Below are 22,809 nucleotides of genomic sequence, written 5' to 3'. Positions count from 1 at the left end.
CCGTTTTCCTTCCGCTTCTCAAAAAAAAAAACCCCCCCCACCCCCCCCCCCCCCCCCCCCCCCCCCGCCCCCCCCCCCCCCACCCCCCCCCCCCCCCCCGCGCCGGCGTTCCGGGAACGTCGATTTCAGCAGTTTCACCAGAGGACGGCCGTCAACCGGCCGTGCTCAGGCAGGCGCGGACCATGCTGGCCGCTGTTGGGCGATGGGCAGGACGGGACGGATGACCCCACCAGTGCGGAACAGCTCCATAACCAGGCGTTTGGACGGTCGTGAACAGGCGCGGAGGGATCTTCGCGTCCACTGCGCACAGGCAAGGTACCCATGGTGAACGAACAGAAGCTTCGGGAGTACCTGAAGCTGGTGACGGCTGATCTGCACGAGACCAGGCAGCGGCTGCGCGAGCTGGAGGCCGGGGCCAACGAGCCGGTGGCCATCGTCGCGATGAGCTGCCGGTTCCCCGGCGGCGTTCGTTCGCCGGAGGACCTGTGGGACCTGGTGGCCGGGGGCGTGGACGGCGTCTCGCCGTTCCCCGCCGACCGCGGCTGGGACCTGGACGGCCTGTACGACCCCGAGGGCAACCGCACCGGCACCAGCACCACCGCCGAGGGCGGTTTCCTCGACGACGCGGCCGCCTTCGACCCGTCCCTGTTCGGCATGTCCCCGCGCGAGGCGCTGGCCGCCGACCCGCAGCAGCGGCTGCTGCTGGAGACGTCCTGGGAGCTGTTCGAGCGGGCCGGCATCGACCCCAAGTCGGTGCGCGGCGGCCAGGGCGGCGTGTTCATCGGCGGCGGCCCGTCCGGCTACGGCTCCGACATCGGCGAGCTGCCCGAGGGCGTCGAGGGCCACCTGCTCACCGGCAACTCCAACGGCGTGCTGTCCGGCCGCCTGTCCTACGTCTACGGCCTGGAGGGGCCGGCCGTCACCGTCGACACCGCCTGCTCGGCCTCCCTGGTCACCCTGCACCTGGCGGCGGAGTCGTTGCGCCGCAAGGAATGCTCGTTCGCCATCGCCGGCGGCGTGATGGTCATCGCCTCGCCCGGCGGCTTCGTCCAGTTCTCCCGGCAGGGCGGCCTGGCCGGCGACGGCCGCTGCAAGTCCTTCTCCGACGACGCCGACGGCACCGGCTGGTCCGAGGGTGTCGGCCTGCTGCTGCTGGAGCGCCTGTCCGACGCGCGCCGCCGCGGGCACGAGGTGCTGGCCGTGGTGCGCGGCTCGGCGGTCAACCAGGACGGCGCGTCCAACGGCCTGAGCGCCCCCAACGGCCCGGCCCAGCAGCGGGTCATCCAGCAGGCGCTGGCCAACGCCGGCCTCACACCGTCCGATGTGGACATGGTCGAGGCCCACGGCACCGGCACCGTGCTCGGCGACCCGATCGAGGCCGAGGCCCTGATCGCCACCTACGGCAAGGAGCGGGAGCGGCCGCTGTGGCTGGGCTCGCTCAAGTCCAACATCGGCCACGCCCAGACCGCGGCCGGCGTCGGCGGCGTGATCAAGGTCGTGCAGGCCATCCGCAACGGCGTCATGCCCAAGACACTGCACGTGGGCACGCCGACGTCCCATGTGGACTGGACGGCCGGCGCGGTCGAACTGCTCACCGAGTCCCGGCCGTGGCCGGAGACCGGCGCGGCCCGGCGGGCCGGCGTGTCCGCCTTCGGCCTCAGCGGCACCAACGCCCACGTCATCATCGAGCAGGCCCCGGCGGCGGAGCCGGTCGAAACCGTTGCGCAGACGGTGTTTTCGCCGGTGGTCCCGCTGCTCGTCGCCGCCCGTGGCGCCGAGGCCCTGCGCGGGCAGGCCGCTCGCATCGCGACCTACGACAGCACCGCCGACCTGAGGGATGTCGCCTTCTCCCTCGCCACGACCCGGGCCGCGCTCGACCACCGTGCCGTGATCATCGCCGGTGATCACGCGTCCGCCCGGCGCGGGCTGGATGCCCTTGCGAGCGGCCAGGTTTCCGCCGATGTTTTCACCGGTTCCGTCGTCTCCGGCACCCGTTCGGCCCTGCTGTTCTCCGGCCAGGGTTCGCAGCGGGTCGGCATGGGTCGCGAGCTCTACGCGACCTTCCCGGTTTTTGCGGAGGCGCTGGACGCCGTTCTCGCTCACCTGGACGCGGATCTGCGCGAGGTGATGTTCGAGGGTTCGGCCGATCTGGATCAGACCGGGCACACGCAGCCGGCGCTGTTCGCCATTGAGGTGGCGCTGTTCCGTCTGCTGGAGTCCTGGGGTGTCAAGCCCGACTTTGTGGTCGGGCACTCGATCGGTGAGCTGGCGGCCGCTCATGTCGCTGGTGTGCTGTCGTTGGAGGACGCTGGCAAGCTGGTGGCCGCTCGCGGTCGGTTGATGCAGGCGTTGCCGACCGGTGGTGCGATGGTGGCGGTTCAGGCCACCGAGGCCGAGGTTCTGCCGCTGCTCAACGAGAAGGTATCGATCGCGGCGATCAACGGGCCGAGCTCGGTGGTCGTCTCTGGCGACGAAGAGGCCGTCCTCGCGGTGGCCGCCCAGTTTGAGAAGACCAAGCGGCTCAAGGTTTCCCATGCGTTCCACTCGCCGCTGATGGACCCGATGCTGGACGAGTTCCGCCAGGTCGCGGCGAGCATCACCTACAACCGGCCGGAGCTCTCGGTCGTGTCGAACCTGACTGGCCAGCTGGTGTCGGCGTTCGACGCCGAGTACTGGGTGCGGCACGTGCGCGAGGCCGTGCGGTTCCACGACGGCATTACTTTCCTTGCTGGACAAGGCGTTCGGACCTTCCTGGAGGTCGGTCCGAGCGGCGTGCTGTCGGCCATGGCGCGGGAGGCCGTGGCCGACAGCACGGCGGTGCCGGTGCTGCGCGCCGACCGTGACGAGGTTTCCGCGCTGTTCGCCGGCCTGGCCCACTGCCACGTCCAGGGCTTCTCCCCGGACTGGGCCGCGGTCTTCGCCGGCTGGGGCGCGCGCACGGTCGCGCTGCCGACCTACGCCTTCGACCGCCAGCGCTACTGGCTGGAGTCCGCGCCGCGCGCGGCGGCCGAGCCAGCCAGCACGGTGGATGTCCAGTTCTGGCAGGCCGTCGAGCAGGGTGACCTGGAGTCGCTGGCCAGCACGCTGTCGATCGACGACGCCGGCCGCGCCTCGCTCGGCGAGCTGCTGCCGTCGCTGTCGTCGTGGCGCCGCCGCCGCACCGAATCGTCCACTGTGGACAACTGGCGCTACTCGGTGACGTGGAAGCCGGTCGGGACCGAGCGGGCGCTGCGCGGCGGCTGGGCCGTGGTGGCCACGCCGTCGGAGCTCACCGACCAGGTCGTCACCGCGCTGCGTTCGCACGGCGTCACCGTCGAGCTGATCGAGCCCGCCGACCGGGCCGAGTTCGCCGATCGCCTGCGCGGCAAGGTCTTCGACGGCGTGCTGTCGCTGCTGGGCGTGGACGAGACGCCGCACCCGGCCGCCTCCGAGGTGCCGGCCGGCCTGGTGTCCTCGCTGACCCTGCTCCAGGCGCTGTCCGACGCGGGGATCAAGACCCGCCTGTGGAGCGCCACCCGGGGCGCGGTGGCCGTCGCCCGCTGGGACGAGGCCCCGAGCCCGGCCCAGGCCACGGTATGGGGCTTCGGGCGCGTGGCCGCGCTGGAGTTCCCCGAGCTGTGGGGCGGTCTGGTCGACCTGCCCGAGACCCTCGACGAGCGGGCAACCCGCCGGCTGTTCTCCGTGCTGGCCGTCGGCGACGAGGACCAGGTTGCCGTACGGGCCAACGGTGTCTACGGCCGCCGCCTCACGCCGGCCCCGCTGGCCGGGGCCGAGCAGTGGCAGCCGCGCGGCACGGTGCTCATCACCGGCGGCACCGGCGCGATCGGCGGGCACGTCGCCCGCTGGGTCGCCGCCAACGGCGCCGAGCACGTGGTGCTGACCAGCCGCCGCGGCGCGGAAGCGCCGGGTGCGGCCGAGCTGGAGGCCGAGCTGATCGGCCTCGGCGTGCGCGTGACCACGGCCGCCTGCGACGTCGCCGACCGCGATGACCTGGCCCGTCTGCTGGAGTCGCTGCCGCCGGTGAACGCCGTGATCCACGCGGCCGGTGTGTTGGACGACGGCGTTCTGGACTCGGTCACCGCCGAGCGGCTGGCGTTCGTGGCCCGGGCCAAGACCAAGGCCGCGCTGAACCTGCACGAGCTGTGCGGCGACCTGGACGCGTTTGTGCTGTTCTCGTCGTTCGCCGGGGTGGCCGGTGGCCCCGGCCAGGCCGCCTACGCGGCCGCAAACGCTTTCCTGGACACGCTGGCCGAGTCGCGGCGGGCCGCCGGGCTGCCGGCGACGTCCATCGCGTGGGGCCCGTGGGGCGGCGACGGCATGGCGTCCGACGAGGTGGTGGCCGCCCGGCTGCGCCGCAGCGGCACGCCGGCCATGGCCCCGGAGTTGGGTGTGCTGGCCCTGAGCCGCGCGATTGCCGCCGGCGACGCGACGGTGACGGTCATCGACGCGGCGTGGGACCAGTTCGGGCCGGGCTTCGCCGGCCTGCGGCCGAGCCCGCTGCTGGCCGAGCTGTACCAGCCGGAGCCGGGCCGGGCCGACGACGACCAGCTTTCGCTGGCCGGCCTGTCCGAGGCCGAGCAGAGCCGCAAGCTGCTGTCGGTCGTGCGCTCGTACGCCGCGGTGGTGCTGGGCTACGCCGGGCCGGAGGCGGTCGGACCCGACCGCGCCTTCCGCGACCTGGGTTTCGACTCGCTGACCGCAGTGGAGTTCCGCAACATCCTCGGCGCGGCAACGGGTCTGACCCTGCCGTCGACAGTGGTGTTCGACTACCCGTCGGCCGGGGTGCTGGCCGAGTACCTGCGCGGCGAGCTGGTCGGTGCTTCGGCTGACCTGTCGTCCGCGCCACTGGTGTCGGCGGTCGACGACGAGCCGATCGTGATCGTGGGCATGGCCTGTCGGTTCCCGGGCGGGGTCGACTCGCCGGAAGCCTTGTGGCGCTTGGTGTCCGAGGGCGTCGACGCCGTCGGCGAGTTCCCGGTTGACCGGGGTTGGGACCTGGACGCCCTCTACGACCCGGAGCCGGGCGCGGTGGGCAAGTCCTATGTCCGCGAGGGTGGTTTCGTCGATGGCGCGGGGGAGTTCGACGCCGGCTTCTTCGGTGTGTCCCCGCGTGAGGCCGTGGCGATGGACCCGCAGCAGCGGCTGCTGCTGGAGACGTCGTGGGAGGCGTTGGAGCGGGCCGGGGTCGCGCCGGCGTCGGTGAAGGGCGCGCCGGTCGGCGTGTTCGTCGGCACCAACGGCCAGGACTACCCGGCGCTGCTGGCCTACGCCGGCGACGACTTCGAGGGCCACTCCGGCACCGGCAACGCGGCCAGCATCGTCTCCGGCCGGGTTTCCTACACGCTGGGCCTGGAGGGTCCGGCCGTCACCGTCGACACCGCGTGCTCGGCGTCGCTGGTGGCGATGCACTGGGCGGCGCAGGCTCTGCGGTCCGGCGAGTGCTCGCTGGCGCTGGCCGGCGGCGTGACCGTGATGTCCACTCCGGGCATCTTCGTGTCCTTCTCCCGCCAGCGCGGCTTGTCGGCCGACGGCCGCATCCGGGCCTTCTCCGACGACGCCGACGGCACCGGTTGGGGTGAGGGTGTCGGCATGGTGGTTCTGGAGCGCCTGTCCGACGCGCAGCGCAACGGGCACCAGATCTTGGCCGTGGTCCGGGGTTCCGCGGTCAACCAGGACGGCGCTTCCAACGGTCTCACGGCCCCCAACGGTCCCTCGCAGCAGCGGGTCATCCGCCAGGCCCTGGCGTCCGCCGGGTTGAAGGCGTCCGATGTGGACGCCGTCGAGGCGCATGGCACCGGCACGACGCTGGGCGACCCGATCGAGGCCCAGGCGCTGCTGGCCACCTACGGTCAGGACCGAGAAGAGCCGCTGTGGCTGGGGTCGATCAAGTCCAACATCGGCCACACCCAGGCCGCGGCAGGTGTCGCCGGTGTCATCAAGATGGTGTTGGCGATGCAGAACGGCGTGCTGCCGCCCACCCTGCACGTCACCGAGCCGACGTCCCATGTGGACTGGAGTGCCGGCAAGGTCGAGCTGCTGACCGAGGCCCGCGACTGGCCGGTTGGCGCCGGCCCGCGCCGGGCTGGTGTTTCGTCTTTCGGCGTCAGCGGCACCAATGCGCACGTGATCCTGGAGCAGGCCCCGGTCGTCGAGTCGCCGGCGGTGGAGCGTTCCGTTGTGACGCCGTGGGTGCTGTCCGGCACCTCGGCCGAGGCCCTGCGGGACCAGGCCGCGCGCCTGGCGTCCCATGTGGACGGTGAAGACCCGGCCGATGTCGCCTTCTCGCTGGTGTCGTCGCGCTCGACGTTCGACCACCGCGCGGTGGTGTTCGGGGCGGAAGCCTTGCGCGCGTTGGCCGCCGGTCAGGCTTCGCCCGGTGTGGTCACCGGTGCCGCTGGCGATGGCCTGACGGCGTTCATGTTCTCTGGTCAGGGTTCTCAGCGGGTCGGCATGGGCAAGGCGCTGTACGCGGCCTTCCCGGTGTTCGCCGATGCCCTTGACGCCGTGTTCGCGCACCTAGACACCGAGCTGGACCGTCCGCTGCGTGAGGTGATGTTCGACGGTGCCGCCGACCTGGACCAGACCGGCTACACGCAGCCGGCGCTGTTCGCGATCGAGGTTGCCCTGTTCCGCCTGCTGGAGTCGTGGGGTGTGCAGCCCGACTTCGTGGTCGGCCACTCGATCGGCGAGCTGGCGGCGGCGCATGTCGCCGGTGTGCTCAGCCTTGAGGACGCCTCCAAGCTGGTGGCCGCGCGTGGCCGCCTGATGCAGGCGTTGCCGACCGGCGGCGCGATGGTGGCCATCCAGGCCACCGAGGCCGAGGTTCTGCCGCTGCTCAACGAGAAGGTCTCCATCGCGGCGATCAACGGGCCGAGCTCGGTGGTCGTCTCTGGCGATGAAGAGGCCGTCCTCGCGGTGGCCGCCCAGTTCGAGAAGACCAAGCGGCTCAAGGTGTCCCACGCGTTCCACTCGCCGCTGATGGACCCCATGCTCGACGAGTTCCGCGCGATCGCGGCGAGCATCACCTATGCCCAGCCTCGGATTTCCGTGGTGTCGAACCTGACCGGCGACCTGGTCGCCGAGTTCGACGCCGAGTACTGGGTGCGGCACGTGCGTGAAGCCGTGCGCTTCCACGACGGCGTCACCACGCTGATCGGCCTCGGTGTCTCCACCTTCCTGGAGGTCGGCCCCGACGGCGTGCTGGCCGGCATGGCCCAGGGCGTCGACTCGGTCGCCGCCCTGCGCCGCGACCGCGACGAGGTCGAAGCGATCACCAATGCCCTGGCCCGCCTGCACGTGCGCGGGGTCAAGGTCGACTGGCTCAAGCTGATCTCCGGCCGGCTGATCGACCTGCCCACCTACGCCTTCCAGAGCACGCGGTACTGGCCGACGGTCGACTTCTCCGCGAAGCCGGCTGCTGCCCTGTCGACCGGGACGGTGGACGCCGAGTTCTGGGCGGCCGTCGAGCGCGAGGACCTGGAGTCTCTCGCCGACACCCTGGAGCTGTCGGCCGACTCGCTGACCGACGTGCTGCCGAAGCTGTCCTCCTGGCGTCGCCAGCAGGACAAGCAGCACACCATCGACAGCTGGCGCTACCGGGCCACCTGGACGCCGGCCACCGAGCTCCCCAAGCCGGCCCTGGACGGGACCTGGCTGGTCATCGGATCCGACACCGTGGCCCAGGCCCTGAACACGACCTCGGTCACGCTCGATGAGCTGAGCACCGCCGCCACCGCCGACCTGAGCGGAATCCTCTACGTCGCCGGTGAGAACGCGACCGTCCCGAGTGGACTGGCGCAGATCGCCGACGTGCTGCGGACCCTCGGCGAGCAGTCGATCACCGCCCCGCTCTGGGTCGCCACCAGGGGCGCGGTCAGCGTCGGCCGCTTCGACATCGCGCCCGATCCCGCCCAGGCCGCCGTGTGGGGCCTCGGCCGGGTCGCCGCGCTGGAATACCCGCGCAACTGGGGCGGTCTGGTCGACCTGCCGGAAGCGCTTGACGACCGCGCCGCCACCCGGCTGCGCCAGGTGCTCGCCGGCGCCGGCGAGGACCAGGTCGCAGTCCGCACCTCCGGCGTCTTCGTCCGACGGCTGACGCACGCGCCGGCCGCCAACCACGACGACGTCTGGACCCCGCGCGGCACCGTCCTGATCACCGGCGGCACCGGTGGACTCGGCGCTGAGGTGGCCAAGTGGGCGGCTGGCAACGGCGCCGAGCACCTAGTGCTCACCGGCCGTCGCGGTCTGGAAACCCCTGGTGCGACTGAGCTTCGTGACGAGCTCACGGCCCTCGGCGCGAGGGTCACCATCGCCGCCTGCGACGTCCGCGACCGGGATGCCTTGGCGCAGCTGGCCAACGAGCACGCGCCGATCAACGCCGTGGTGCACGCGGCCGGCGTCAACGAGTCCGTCGCGCTGGCCGAGGCCACCGAGGAGACCCTGTCCGCCGTCATGTCGGCCAAGGTCGACGGCGCGGTGCAGCTGGACGCGTTGTTCGGCGAACTCGACGCCTTCGTGCTCTTCTCCTCGATCTCGGGGGTGTGGGGCAGTGGCCGGCAGTCGGGTTACGCCGCCGCCAACGCCTTCCTCGACGCGCTGGCCGAGAACCGCCGCGCCCGGGGCCTGGCCGCCACGGCCGTCGCCTGGGGCCCGTGGGCCGAGGTCGGCATGGCCGCCGATGTCCGCGAACAGCAGCAGCTGGCCAAGCGCGGCCTCACCGCCCTCGACCCGGCCCTGGCCGTGCGGGCGCTGGTCGAGGCCGTCGGCGGCGGCGACGCCTGCGTCACCGTCGCCGACGTGGACTGGGCCAAGTTCGCCGAGGGCTTCACCGTGCTCCGCCCGAGCGCGCTGATCAGCGGCCTGTGCCAGGAGAAGCCGGCGCAGGTCGAGGTCACGCGGGAAGCGGCCTCGGTCGAGCGGCACGAAGTGCTGGACCTGGTTCGCCGCGAGGCGGCCGTGGTCCTGGGGCACTCGGCCGCCGAGGCCGTCGACGCCGACCGGGCCTTCCGCGACCTCGGCTTCGACTCGCTGACCGCGGTCGAACTCCGCAACCGGCTGACCGAGCTGACCGGCCTGGCGCTACCCACGACCTTGGTGTTCGACTACCCGAACGCCACCGTGCTCAGCCGTTACATCATCGACGAACTCTTTGGCGGCGAGGACAACCAGCAGTCGGGGGCGGCCGTCGCCGAGGCCGACGAGGACCCGATCGTCATCGTCAGCATGAGCTGCCGCCTGCCCGGCGACGTGCGGGCGCCCGAGCAGCTGTGGCAGCTGGTCGACAGCGGCTCAGAAGCGCTGTCGAAGTTCCCGACCGACCGGGGCTGGGACGTCGACTCGATCAGCGGCCCGGCCGACGAGCAGCGGATCTACGCCGTCGACGGCGGCTTCCTCACCGGCGCGGGCGAGTTCGACCCGGCCTTCTTCGGGATGAGCCCGCACGAGGCGATGGCCGCCGACCCGCAGCAGCGCCTGCTGCTGACCACGACCTGGGAGCTGTTCGAGCGGGCCGGCATCACGCCCGCCTCGGTGCGCGGCACCCAGACCGGCGTGTACGTCGGGGCCGGCGGCTCCGGCTACGCCACCGGCGTCAGCAACCTGCCCGAGGAGCTCCAGGGGCACATCCTCACCGGCACCGCCCCGGCCGTCGCCTCCGGCCGCATCTCCTACACGATGGGCCTCGAGGGCCCGGCGATGACGATCGACACCGCGTGCTCGTCCTCGCTGGTGGCGATGCACCTTGCCGCGCAGGCACTTCGCCGCGGCGAGTGCACGCTGGCGGTGGCCGGCGGCGTGACCGTGATGGCCACTCCGTTCTCGTTCATCGAGTTCGGCCGGCAGAACGGCCTGGCCGCCGACGGCCGCTGCAAGGCGTTCTCCGACGACGCCGACGGCACCGGCTGGTCCGAGGGCGTGGCCATGCTGCTGCTGGAGCGCCAGTCCGACGCCATCCGCAACGGGCACCCGATCCTGGCTGTGGTCAAGGGATCCGCGGTCAACCAGGACGGCGCCTCCAACGGTCTGACGGCCCCGAACGGTCCGTCGCAGCAGCGGGTGATCCGGCAGGCGCTGATCGACGCCGGCGTCACACCGTCCGAAGTGGACGCGGTCGAGGCGCACGGCACCGGCACCGCGCTGGGCGACCCCATCGAGGCGCAGGCGTTGCTGGCCACCTACGGCCAGGACCGCGACGAGCCGCTGTGGCTGGGGTCGATCAAGTCCAACATCGGCCACACGCAGTCGGCCGCCGGTGTCGCCGGTGTGATCAAGATGGTGGAGGCGATGCGGCACGGCGTGCTGCCGCGCACCCTGCACGTGTCCCGGCCTTCGTCCCATGTGGACTGGAGCGCCGGCCAGGTCGAGCTGCTGACCGAGGCCCGCCGGTGGCCGGAGACCGACCACCCGCGCCGGGCCGGCGTGTCGGCGTTCGGCGTCAGCGGCACCAACGCGCACGTGATCATCGAGCAGGCCCAGCCCTTCGCCGAGGAGACGGATGTGATCGAGAACGCGCCGGGCGCGCTGCCCTGGGTGGTGGCGGGCCGCAGTGCGCAGGCCCTGCGCGAGCAGGCCGAACAGCTCGTCTCCGTCGCGGAGACGGCGAACCCGCTCGACCTGGCCTACTCGCTGGCGACCTCGCGGTCCGCGTTCGAGCACCGGGCGGTCGTGCTCGGCCAGGACCGGGACGACCTGATCCGAGGCCTGGCGGCCATCGCCGCCGACGAACGGGTTCCCGGCGTGCTGCGCGGCACGTCCACCGGCGGCGGCAAGACCGCGTTCATGTTCTCCGGTCAGGGTTCTCAGCGGGTCGGTATGGGTAAGGCGCTGTACGCGGCCTTCCCGGTGTTCGCCGATGCCCTTGACGCCGTGTTCGCGCACCTGGACACCGAGCTGGACCGTCCGCTGCGTGAGGTGATGTTCGACGGCACCGCCGACCTGGACCAGACTGGCTACACGCAGCCGGCGCTGTTCGCCATCGAGGTCGCGCTGTTCCGTCTGCTGGAGAACTGGGGCCTGCGGCCGGACTTCGTGGTCGGCCACTCGATCGGCGAGCTGGCGGCGGCGCACGTCGCCGGTGCGCTCAGCTTGGCGGACGCTTGCCGCCTGGTGGCCGCGCGGGGCCGTCTGATGCAGGCGCTGCCCGAGGGCGGGGCCATGGTGGCGATCCAGGCCACCGAGGACAAGGTGCTGCCGCACCTGACCGATGGTGTGTCCATCGCCGCGATCAACGAGCCCACGTCGGTCGTGGTCTCCGGGGTCGAGGCCGAAGTCCTTGCTATCGCGGCGAAGTTCGAGAAGACCAAGCGGCTCAAGGTGTCCCACGCGTTCCACTCGCCGCTGATGGACCCGATGCTGGCCGAGTTCCGCGAGGTCGCCGAGACCGTGACCTACCACCAGCCGCGTCTGGTGGTCGTGTCCAACCTCGACGGCGAGCTGGTGTCGGAGTTCGACGCCGAGTACTGGGTGCGCCACGTCCGCGAGGCCGTGCGTTTCCACGACGGCGTGACCACGCTGGCCCAGCAGGGCGTGAAGCGGTTCGTCGAAGTCGGGCCGGACGGCGTGCTGGCCGGCATGATCGAGAGCGGCGACGCCGTCGCGGTGCTGCGCCGGGACTGGGACGAGGTCGACGCGCTGCTGACCGCCGTGTCGCAACTGCACGTCGGCGGCCTCACCCCGAACTGGAACGCGGTGTTCGCCGGCTGGGGCGGCCGCCGGATCGACCTGCCCACCTACGCCTTCCAGAACGACCAGTACTGGCTGCTGCCGGCCGTCGAGGCCGCCGGCGCCGACCCGTCGGCCCTCGGCCTCACCGCGACCGAGCACCCGCTGCTGGGGGTCGCGGTCGGGCTGGCCGAGCAGAACGGCCTGCTGTTCACCAGCCGGATCTCCACGCAGGCCCTGCCGTGGCTGGCCGATCACGTCGTGGACGGCCAGATCCTGTTCCCCGGCACCGGTTTCGTCGAGCTGGCGCTGGCCGCCGGCGACCAGGTCGAGTGCGACGAGCTCACCGAGCTGGTCATCGAGACGCCGATGGTGCTGCCCCGACAGGGCGGCCTGCGGCTCCAGGTGGCGCTGGGCGCGGCGGACGACCGTGACGCCCGCACCGTGAACATTTACTCCCGTCCCGAGGACGACGACGCGGCGAGCTGGACCCGGCACGCGTCCGGCGAGATCAAGGCCGGCACGATCGCCGACGGCGAGGCCATGGCCCAGTGGCCGCCGGCCGACGCCACCGCGGTCGACATCGAGGGCCTGTACGAGCGGCGCGCCGGCTTCGAGTACGGGCCGACTTTCCGTGGCCTGCAAGCGGTGTGGCAGCGCGGCGCGGACGTCTACGCCGAGGTCAGCCTGCCCGAGCAGCTGCGCGAGGAGGCCGACCGCTTCGACCTGCACCCGCTGCTGCTGGACGGCGCCTTGCAGGCGTTGGCTTTCCTGCCCGGCATCGCCGGCCTGCCGTTCGTGTGGAGCGGAGTGTCGCTGGCCGCCGTTGGCGCGTCGACGATCCGCGTCCACCTGTCCACAAAGGACTCCTCGGTTCACCTGGCCCTGGCCGACGGAACCGGCCAGCCGCTGGCCACCGTCGACCGCCTGGTGCTGCGCGAGGCCTCGGCCGGCCCGGTCCAGGCGGCCGAGAACAAGGCAGCCGCGCCTTCCCGGCGACGCCGCAAGGCCCAGGACACCGTGGCCGCGGCAGTCGTCGCCGACAACGGCGGCAGCCTGCGCGAGCGGCTAGACGGCCTTGAGCCGGCCGACCAGGACCAGTTGCTGCTCACCATCGTGCGGACCCAGGCGGCGATCGTGCTGGGCTACCGCGGCCCGGACGCGGTCGACCCGACCTGGACCTTCCGCGACCTCGGCTTCACCTCGCTGTCCGCGGTGCAGTTCCGCAACGGCATGAACGAGGCCACCGGCCTGCGCCTGCCGGCGACCCTGGTGTTCGACTACCCGACCGCCACCACCCTGGCCGACTTCCTGAAGCAGGAGATCCTCGGCGCCGAGGAGACCGTGGCCGCCGCGGTGGTCCGCGCGGCCGATGACGACGACCCGATCGTCATCGTCGGCATGGGCTGCCGCTACCCGGGCGGCATCGACACCCCCGAGCAGCTGTGGCGGGTCGTGGCCACCGGCACCGACGCCATCTCCGGCTTCCCGACCGACCGCGGCTGGGACCTCGACACCCTCTACAACCCCGACCCCGACGTGCCCGGCACCTGCTACGCCCGCGAGGGCGGCTACCTGCACAGCGCCAGCGAGTTCGATGCCCCGTTCTTCGGCATCAGCCCCCGCGAGGCGGTGTCCATGGACCCGCAGCAGCGCCTGCTGCTTGAGGTCACGTGGGAGGCGCTGGAGCGCACAGGCCTGGACCGGGAGGCGTTGAAGGGCAGCCAGACCGGCGTCTTCGCCGGCATCACCTACGGCGACTACGCCGGCATGCTGGCCTCGTCCGACGAGGCCGCCGAGGGCATGATCGGCACCGGCAACTCGCCGAGCGTGCTGTCCGGCCGCATCTCCTACACGCTGGGCCTGGAGGGCCCGTCGGTCTCGATCGACACCGCCTGCTCCTCCTCGCTGGTCGCCATGCACTGGGCCGTGCAGGCCCTGCGCGACGGCGACTGCACGCTGGCGATCGCCGGCGGCGTCACGGTCATGGCCAGCCCGGTCTCGCTGATCGAGTTCAGCGCGCAGAAGGCCCTGGCCGCCGACGGCCGGTCCAAGTCGTTCTCGGCCGCCGCCGACGGCGCGAGCTGGGGCGAGGGCGCCGGTGCGATCGTGCTGGAGCGGCTGTCCGACGCCAAGCGCAACGGGCACCCGATCCTGGCCGTGCTGCGCAGTTCCGCGGTCAACCAGGACGGCGCGTCCAACGGCCTGACCGCCCCCAACGGCCCGTCGCAGCGACGCGTGATCCGCAAGGCGCTGGCCAACGGCGGCCTGACCGGCGCGGACGTCGACGTCGTCGAGGCGCACGGCACCGGCACCACGCTGGGCGACCCGATCGAGGCCGGCGCGCTGCTGGCCACCTACGGCCGCGACCACGCCGAGGACAACCCGCTGCTGCTGGGCTCGATCAAGTCCAACATCGGCCACTCGCAGGCCGCCGCCGGCGTCGCCGGCGTCATCAAGATGGTGATGGCGATCCGCAACGGGATCGTGCCGCCGACCCTGCACGTGGACGAGCCCTCGCCGCACATCGACTGGACCTCGGGCCACGTCAAGCTGGTCACCGAGGCGGTGCCGTGGCCGGAGACCGGCCGCCCGCGCCGGGCCGGCGTCTCCTCGTTCGGCATGAGCGGCACCAACGCGCACACCATCATCGAGCAGGCCCCCGAGATCGAGCCGGCCGCCGTGGAGCACGGCGACGCCGAGGTCGTTCCGTGGCTGGTGTCGGCCCGGTCGGCGGCGGCGCTCAAGGCGCAGGCCGAGAAGCTGCTGTCCGTTGTGGACGGTGACCCTTCCGACGTCGCGTTCTCCCTGCTGTCCAAGCGGTCCGCGTTCGAGCACCGGGCCGTCGTGGTCGGCGGCGACCGGGACGAGCTGGCCGCCGGCCTGCGGGCGCTGGCCGCCGGCATGCCGGCCGAGAACCTGGCCCAGCAGTCGGTCGGGGCCCGGGGCAAGACGGTGTTCGTGTTCCCCGGCCAGGGCTCGCAGTGGGTCGGCATGGCGGTGGAGCTGCTGGCCTCCTCGCCGGTGTTCGCCCAGCGGATGGCCGAGTGCGAGGCGGCGCTGTCGTCCTTTGTGGACTGGACGCTGACCGAGGTGCTGTCCGACGCCGAGGCCCTGGAGCGGGTCGACGTCGTGCAGCCCGCGTGCTGGGCCGTGATGGTGTCGCTGGCCGAGTTGTGGCGCTCCTACGGTGTCGTCCCCGACGCCGTGGTCGGTCACTCCCAGGGGGAGATCGCCGCCGCCGCAGTCTCGGGCGCGCTGTCCCTGGAGGATGCCGCACGCGTGGTTGCCTTGCGCAGCCAGGCGATCAGGGATGACCTGGCCGGCCTGGGCGGCATGGTGTCGGTCGGTTTGCCGGCCGCCGACATCGAGCTGGGCGAGCGGGTGTGGGTCGCCGCCCACAACAGCCCGACTAGCACCGTGGTCGCCGGTGACTCCGATGCCCTCGACGACCTGGTGGCCCGCTACGAGGCCACCGGCGTCCGGGTCCGCCGGATCCCGGTGGACTACGCCTCGCACACCGTGCACGTGGAGCGGATCCAGGACCGGGTCCTCGCCGACCTCGCCCCGATCACCCCGCAGGCGTCGCAGATCCCGTTCTTCTCCACGGTGACGGCCGACTGGATCGACACCGCCGGACTGGACGCCGCCTACTGGTACGCCAGCCTGCGCCAGACCGTCCGCTTCGACGAAGCCATCGCGGCGCTGGCCGAGCAGGGCTACGGCGTGTTCGTCGAGTCCAGCGCCCACGCCGTGGTGGCCCCGGTCATCCGCGAGACGCTGGACGGCGTCGAGGACCTCGAACCCCTCGTGGTCGGCTCGCTGCGCCGAGGGCAGGGCGGTTTGCGCCGATTCCTGCTGTCGCTGGGCGAACTGCACTGCGGCGGCGTCACGGTGGACTGGTCCGTGCTGCTGCCGGCCGGCCGCGCCGTCGACCTGCCGACCTACGCCTTCCAGCACCAGAGCTACTGGCCGAAGTTCAGCCAGCGGCAGGAGGAATCGGCCGTCGACCCGGTCGACGCCGCCTTCTGGACCGCGGTCGAGCAGGAGGACTTCACCTCGCTCGCCGACACCCTGAACCTCGACCAGTCCACTTTGGACGCGATGGTGCCGGCGCTGTCGGCCTGGCGACGGGCCCGCAGCGAGCAGTCGGCCATGGATGCCTTGCGGTACCAGGTCAACTGGACGCCGCTCGGCGACTCGCCGACCCCGAAGCTGGACGGCACGTGGCTGCTGGTCGTGCCGGCGGGGCACCCCGCCGAGTGGACGGCAGGCCTGGCCCGGTTCGGGGCCGAGTTCGTCACCGTCGAGGTCGACGCGGACGCCGACCGGCTGCGGCTGACCGACCAGGTCGGCGGCCGGGAGTTCGCCGGCGTGCTGTCCCTGTTGGCGCTGAACGAGAACCCGTCGGCCACGCACCCCGAGGTGCCCGCCGGCCTGGACCTGACCACGGCCCTGGTGCAGGCGCTCGGCGACGCCGGCGTCGAAGCCCCGCTGTGGTGCGTGACCAGCGGCGCGGTGTCGGTGGGTCGCTCCGACCCGCTGGCCAACCCGATCCAGGCCCTGGTCTGGGGTCTGGGCCGGGTGGCCGCGATGGAGCAGCCGCAGCGCTGGGGCGGTCTGGTCGACCTGCCCGGCACGGTCGACGACCGCGCCGTCCGCCGGCTGGCCTCCGTGCTGGCCGACTCCGACGGCGAGGACCAGCTGGCCATCCGCGGCTCGGGCGTGTTCGGCCGCCGGCTCGGCCGGGCTCCGCTGCCGGCGGTGCCGGCCGGGGTCTGGCAGCCGTCCGGCACGGTCCTGATCACCGGTGGTACCGGTGCCCTTGGTGGGCACGTTTCCCGCTGGCTGGCCGGCGCCGGGGCCGAGCACCTGGTGCTGCTCAGCCGGCGCGGCCTGGCGGCCGACGGCGCGGCCGAGCTGGTCGAGGAGCTGGGCGCGCTGGGCGTTCGGGTCACGGTCGCCGCGTGCGACGTGGCCGACCGGGACAGCCTGGCCGCCGTGATCGCCGAGCACCCGCCGACCGCCGTCGTGCACACGGCCGGTGTCCTCGACGACGGCATGATCGACTCGATGACCCCGGAGCGGCTGGCCGGCGTGCTGCGGGCCAAGAGCCTGGCCGCGCTGAACCTGCACGAGCTGACCAAGGACCTGGGCCTGACCGCCTTCGTGTCCTTCGCCTCCACCGCCGGCACCTGGGGCGCGCCCGGCCAGTCCAACTACGCGGCGGCCAACGCCTTCCTGGACGCACTGGCCGAGCACCGGCGGGGCCTCGGCCTGGCGGCGACCTCGCTGGCCTGGGGCCCGTGGGCCGAGGGCGGCCTGGCCGACGACGCGGCGCTGCTCGCGCGGCAGCGCCGAGGCGGCATCCTGGCCATCGACCCGCCCACGGCCATCACCGCGATGCAGCAGGCGCTGGACAACGACGACACGGCGCTGGCCATCGCCGGCGTCGAGTGGGACAAGTACGCGCCGGGCCTGGTCGCGGTCCGGGCCAGCAAGCTGATCGACAGCATCGCCGAGGCCCGCGCGGCGCTGGCCGCGGCGGCCGAATCCACCGGCGGTTCCGGCGGATCGGCCCTGGGCGACCGGCTGGCCGGCCTGTCCGAGGCCGAGAGCGAGCGGGAGCTGCTGGAGTTCGTCCGGTCCTTCGTCGCCGGCGTGCTCGGCTTCGGCGGACCGGAGGACGTGGAGTCCGGCCGGGCGTTCAAGGACATCGGCTTCGACTCGCTGACCGCGGTCGACCTGCGCAACCGGCTCAGCGCCGCCACCGGCGTCCGGCTGCCGTCCACGATGATCTTCGACTACCCGACGCCGACCGCGCTGGCCCGCTACCTGCGGGCGCAACTCGGTGGCGGGACGGCGAAGGACACCGGGACGACGACCACCGCCGCCGCCAACGCGATCGACGACGACCCGATCGTCATCGTCGGCATGGGCTGCCGGTTCCCCGGCGGCGCCGAGTCGCCGGAACGGTTGTGGGAGCTGGTGTCCGGGTCCGGTGACGCGATCACCGGGTTCCCCACCGACCGCGGCTGGGACCTGGACGCGATCTTCGACGACGACCCGGACAACGCCGGCACCAGCTACGCCACCGAGGGCGGCTTCCTGGGCGAGGCCGCACAGTTCGACGCGGCCTTCTTCGGCATCAACCCGCGTGAGGCCATGGCGATGGACCCGCAGCACCGGTTGCTGCTGGAGACGTCGTGGGAGGCGCTGGAGCGCGCCGGCATCGATCCCGGCACGCTGCTGGGCAGCCAGACCGGCGTGTTCATGGGCTCCAACGGCCAGGACTACAGCGCGATGCTGTCCGCCTCCGGCCAGAACGCCGAGGGCTACACGATGACCGGCAACGCCGGCAGCATCGTGTCCGGCCGCATCTCCTACACGCTGGGCCTGGAAGGCCCGGCGGTCACGGTCGACACGGCGTGCTCCTCCTCGCTGGTCGCGCTGCACTGGGCCACCCGGGCGCTGCGCTCCGGCGAGTGCACGCTGGCGCTGGCCGGCGGCGTGACGATCATGTCGACCCCGTTCTCGTTCATCGAGTTCAGCAAGCAGCGGGGGCTCGCGCCCGACGGCCGCTGCAAGCCGTTCTCCGACAGCGCGGACGGCACCGGCTGGGGTGAAGGAGCCGGCGTGCTTGTGCTGGAGCGCCTGTCCGACGCGCAGCGCAACGGCCACCCGATTCTGGCCGTGGTCAAGGGATCCGCGGTCAACCAGGACGGCGCCTCCAACGGTCTGACGGCCCCGAACGGTCCCTCGCAGCAGCGGGTGATCCGCCAGGCGCTGGCCGACGCCGGGCTTCGTCCGTCCGATGTGGACGCCGTCGAGGCGCACGGCACGGGCACCGTGCTGGGCGACCCGATCGAGGCCCAGGCGCTGCTGGCCACCTACGGTCAGGACCGCGAAGAGCCGCTGTGGCTGGGCTCGATCAAGTCCAACATCGGGCACACCCAGGCCGCCGCCGGTGTCGCCGGCGTGATGAAGATGGTGCTGGCGCTGGGGCACGACACGTTGCCGCCGACCCTGCACGTCTCGGCGCCTTCGTCCCATGTGGACTGGGCCGAGGGTCGGATCGAACTGCTGACCGAGGCACGGGAGTGGACCGGGTCCGAGCGTCCGCGCCGGGCCGGCATCTCCTCCTTCGGCCTGAGCGGCACCAACGCCCACGTGATCATCGAGCAGGCCCCGGCGGTCAAGGCGCCCGCGCCGTCGCAGCCGGCGACCGACGCCGTGGCGGTCCCGGTTTCCGGCCACAGCAAGGACGCCCTGCGCGCGCAGGCCGAGCGACTGCGGGACTTCGTGGCCGCCAACCCCGAGACCAGCCTGCTCGACCTGGGCTACTCGCTGGCGACGACGAGGTCGGACTTCGAGCACCGGGCCGTCGTGGTCACCCAGGACCGGGACACGCTGCTCACCGCGCTGGACGCGATCGCCGGCGACGGCACCGCGGCCGCGCTGATCCGTGGCGTCGCCCGCGCCGAGGTCCGCTCCGCGTTCCTGTTCTCCGGCCAGGGTTCGCAGCGGGCGGGCATGGGCAAGCGCCTGTACGAGGCCTTCCCGGTGTTCGCCGACGCTGTGGACGCGGTGTGCGCGCACCTGGACGCCGAGCTGGACCGTCCGCTGCGTGAGGTGATGTTCGACGGCGGCGCGGATCTCGACCAGACCGGCTACACCCAGCCCGCCCTGTTCGCCATCGAGGTGGCGCTGTTCCGTCTGCTGGAGTCCTGGGACCTCAAGCCGGACTTCGTGATGGGGCACTCCATCGGCGAGCTCGCCGCCGCGCACGTGTCCGGCGTGCTGTCGCTTTCCGACGCCAGCAAGTTGGTTGCCGCGCGGGGCCGTCTGATGCAGGCGCTGCCCGAAGGCGGGGCCATGGTGGCGATCCAGGCCACCGAGGACGAGGTTCTGCCCTACCTGTCGGAGAAGGTGTCGATCGCGGCCGTCAACGGGCCGACCTCGGTCGTCGTCTCCGGCGCCGAGGACGCGGTGCTCGCGGTGGCCGACCGGTTCACGAAGACCAAGCGGCTCAAGGTGTCCCACGCGTTCCACTCGCCGCTGATGGACCCGATGCTGGCCGAGTTCCGCAAGGTGGCCGAGAGCGTCACCCACGGCCGGCCGGAGATCACGGTCGTGTCCAACCTGACCGGCGAAGCGGTGTCGGAGTTCACCGCCGACCACTGGGTGCGTCACGTCCGCGAGGCCGTCCGCTTCCACGACGGCGTGACCACGCTGACCGGCCTCGGGGTCTCCACCTTCCTGGAGGTCGGGCCGGACGGCGTGCTCACCCCGATGCTGGACGACGCGGTGGCGCTGCTGCGCCGCGACCGGGACGAGGTCGAAACCCTCACCAAGGCGATCGCCGCCCTGCACGTCAACGGCCTGTCCCCGAACTGGACCGGCCTGTTCGACGGCGCTCAGACCATCGAACTGCCCACGTATGCCTTCCAGCACCGCAAGTTCTGGCCGGAGATGACGGCGCGGGCGACCGGCGACGTGACCTCGGCCGGTCTGACCACCACCGGCCACCCGCTGCTCGGCGCGGCCGTGCAACTGGCCGACACCGACGAGTTCCTGTTCACCGGGCGGCTGTCGCCGCAGACCCAGCCGTGGCTGGCCGACCACGTCGTCGGCGAGCAGATCCTGTTCCCCGGCACCGGTTTCCTGGAGCTGGCCATCCGGGCCGGCGACCAGGTCGGCTGCGACGTGGTCGAGGAGCTCACGCTGGCCACGCCGCTGAACCTGCCGGCCAAGGGCGGCACGCAGATCCAGGTGATGGTCGGCGCCGCCGACGGCCGGGGGTCGCGGACGATCACCGTGCACTCGCGGTCCGAGGACGCGCCGGTCGACCTGCCGTGGCTGCTGCACGCCTCCGGCGCGTTGGGCGTCGGCGCCCCAAGGACGACCGAGCAGGTGGCCGAGTGGCCGCCGGCCGGGGCGCAACCGCTTGCCGTGGAAGGCTTCTACGAGGCGTACGCGTCCAGCGGCTTCGAGTACGGGCCGATGTTCCAGGGCCTGCGGGCCGCCTGGCAGCTCGGGGACGAGGCGTTCCTGGAGGTGTCGCTGCCCGAGGGCCGCGCCGCCGACGCGGCCGCGTTCGGGCTGCACCCGGCGTTGCTGGACGCCGCCCTCCAGGGCCTGGTGTTCCTGCCGCTGGAGGGCACCGGCCGCAAGCGCCTGCCGTTCTCGTGGAGCGACGTCAGCCTGCACGCCAGCGGCGCGTCGACCCTGCGGGTCCGGCTGAGCAAGGCCGACGGCGTGGACGCGCTGGGCCTGGGCGTGTACGACGCCGACGGACACGCGGTCGCTTCCATCGGCGCGCTGGTGATGCGCGAGATCGCCCTCGACCAGCTCAAGCCCCGGCAGGAATCGCTGTTCCGGCTGGACTGGACGCCGACGCGGGTCACCGCCGAGGCCCCCGACGCCGACATCGCCGTGCTCGGCGCGGACGACCTGAAGCTGGCCGCCGCGCTGGAGTTCGACCGTCACGACGACCTGGCCTCGATCACCACCGCGCCGGACGTGCTGCTCGTGCCCCGGGTCACCAACGGCCACACCACCGGCGACCTGGCCACCGACGTCCGGGTCGCGGTCCGCGAGGTGCTGGACCTGATCCAGACGTGGCTGGCCGACGAGCGGCTCGCCGGCACGCACCTGGTGCTGGTGACTCGCGGAGCCGTTGCCGCGACTGAGGAAGAGGCCGTGCAGGATCTCGCCCACGCGGCGGTCCTGGGCCTGGTCCGCTCCGCGCAGTCGGAGAACCCGGGCCGGCTGACCCTGATCGACGTGGACGGCGAGCTGGAGTCGGTGGCCGCGCTGCCGGCCGCGCTCACCGTCGGCGAGCCGCAGCTGGTGATCAGGAACGGCGAGGTGCGCATCGGCCGGCTGGCCCCGGCCGGCGCGGGCACGGCCACACCGACCGCCGACCAGTGGCGGCTGGACGTCTCCGGCACGGTGCTGATCACCGGCGGCACCGGCGGTCTCGGCGGCCGGCTGGCCCGCCACCTGGTGACCGAGCACGGCGCTCGCGATCTGCTGCTCACCAGCCGCAGCGGTCCGGCCGCCGACGGCGCCGAGCAGTTGCGGGCGGAGCTGACCGACCTCGGCGCCACGGTCACGATCGCCGCGTGCGACGTGGCCGACCGGGACGCGGTCCGGCAGCTGCTGGCCGGGGTCGAGCCGACCGCGGTCGTGCACACGGCCGGCGTCGTCGACGACGCCCTGATCGCCTCGCTGACCCCGCAGCGCCTGGACGCGGTGCTGCGGCCCAAGGTGGACGCGATCATCAACCTGCACGAGATGGCCGGGCAGCGGGCGTCGTTCGTGATGTTCTCCGGCGCGGCCGGCGTGTTCGGCGGCCCGGGCCAGGGCAACTACGCGGCGGCCAACACCTTCCTGGACGCCTACGCCCAGCACCTGCGGCGGCACGGACGCACCGCGACCGCGCTGGCGTGGGGGCCGTGGAACCAGGAGGTCGGCATGACCAGCCGGCTGTCCGGGGCCGACATGGCCCGGATGGCCCGGGGCGGCATGCGGCCGCTGACCGTCGAGTACGGCATGGAGCTGTTCGACACCGCGCTGCGCCAGGACTGCTCGGCCATGCTGCCGATCGACCTGGACCTGGCGGTGCTCGCCACCCAGGGCGAGGCGCTTTCCCCGCTCTACAAGGGTTTGGTGCGGGTCCCGACCCGACGGACCGCGCGCGCCGCGACCAGGGTCAAGGCCGACGACGTCTCGCTGGCCGACCGGCTGGCCGAGCTGCCGGAGGCCGACCGCGGGCCGCGGCTGCTGGAACTGGTCACCGCGCAGGTGGCCGAGGTGCTCGGGCACGACACGACCGCCGACATCGAGCCGCACCGCGCCTTCGGCGACCTCGGCTTCGACTCGCTGACCTCGGTCGAGCTGCGCAACCGGCTGGGCGGGGTGACCGGGCTGCGGCTGGTCGCCACGGTGGTCTTCGACTACCCGAGCCCGGCCGAGCTGGCCGATCACCTGCTGGCCCAGGTGCTGCCCACGCAGAGTGTGTCCGAAGTGGACGCAGGCGAGTCCGACGTCAGCTTCGACGACGTCGAGTCCGCGAGCGCGGACGAGTTGTTCGACCTCATCGACCAGGAATTCGGCGTCTGATCCCGCCAGCGAACAGAAAGGACC

1 protein-coding gene is annotated in these 22,809 nt (G+C 72.6%); it reads left to right on the top strand.

The window, feature by feature from the left end; translation table 11 throughout:
• Positions 1 to 324: 324 nt before the first annotated feature.
• The gene (locus ACIG5F_RS13310; RefSeq protein ID WP_396517895.1) at positions 325 to 22,785 is read left to right on the top strand and encodes a type I polyketide synthase; all 22,461 of its coding nucleotides are present in this window, start codon (positions 325 to 327) and stop codon (positions 22,783 to 22,785) included.
• Positions 22,786 to 22,809: the final 24 nt, after the last annotated feature.

The organism is Kutzneria sp. NPDC052558 (assembly GCF_044547355.1).
Taxonomy (GTDB): Bacteria; Actinomycetota; Actinomycetes; order Mycobacteriales; family Pseudonocardiaceae; genus Kutzneria.
Note: the sequence above shows the minus strand (reverse complement) of the source record. Positions and strands in the feature narration are given on the sequence as shown.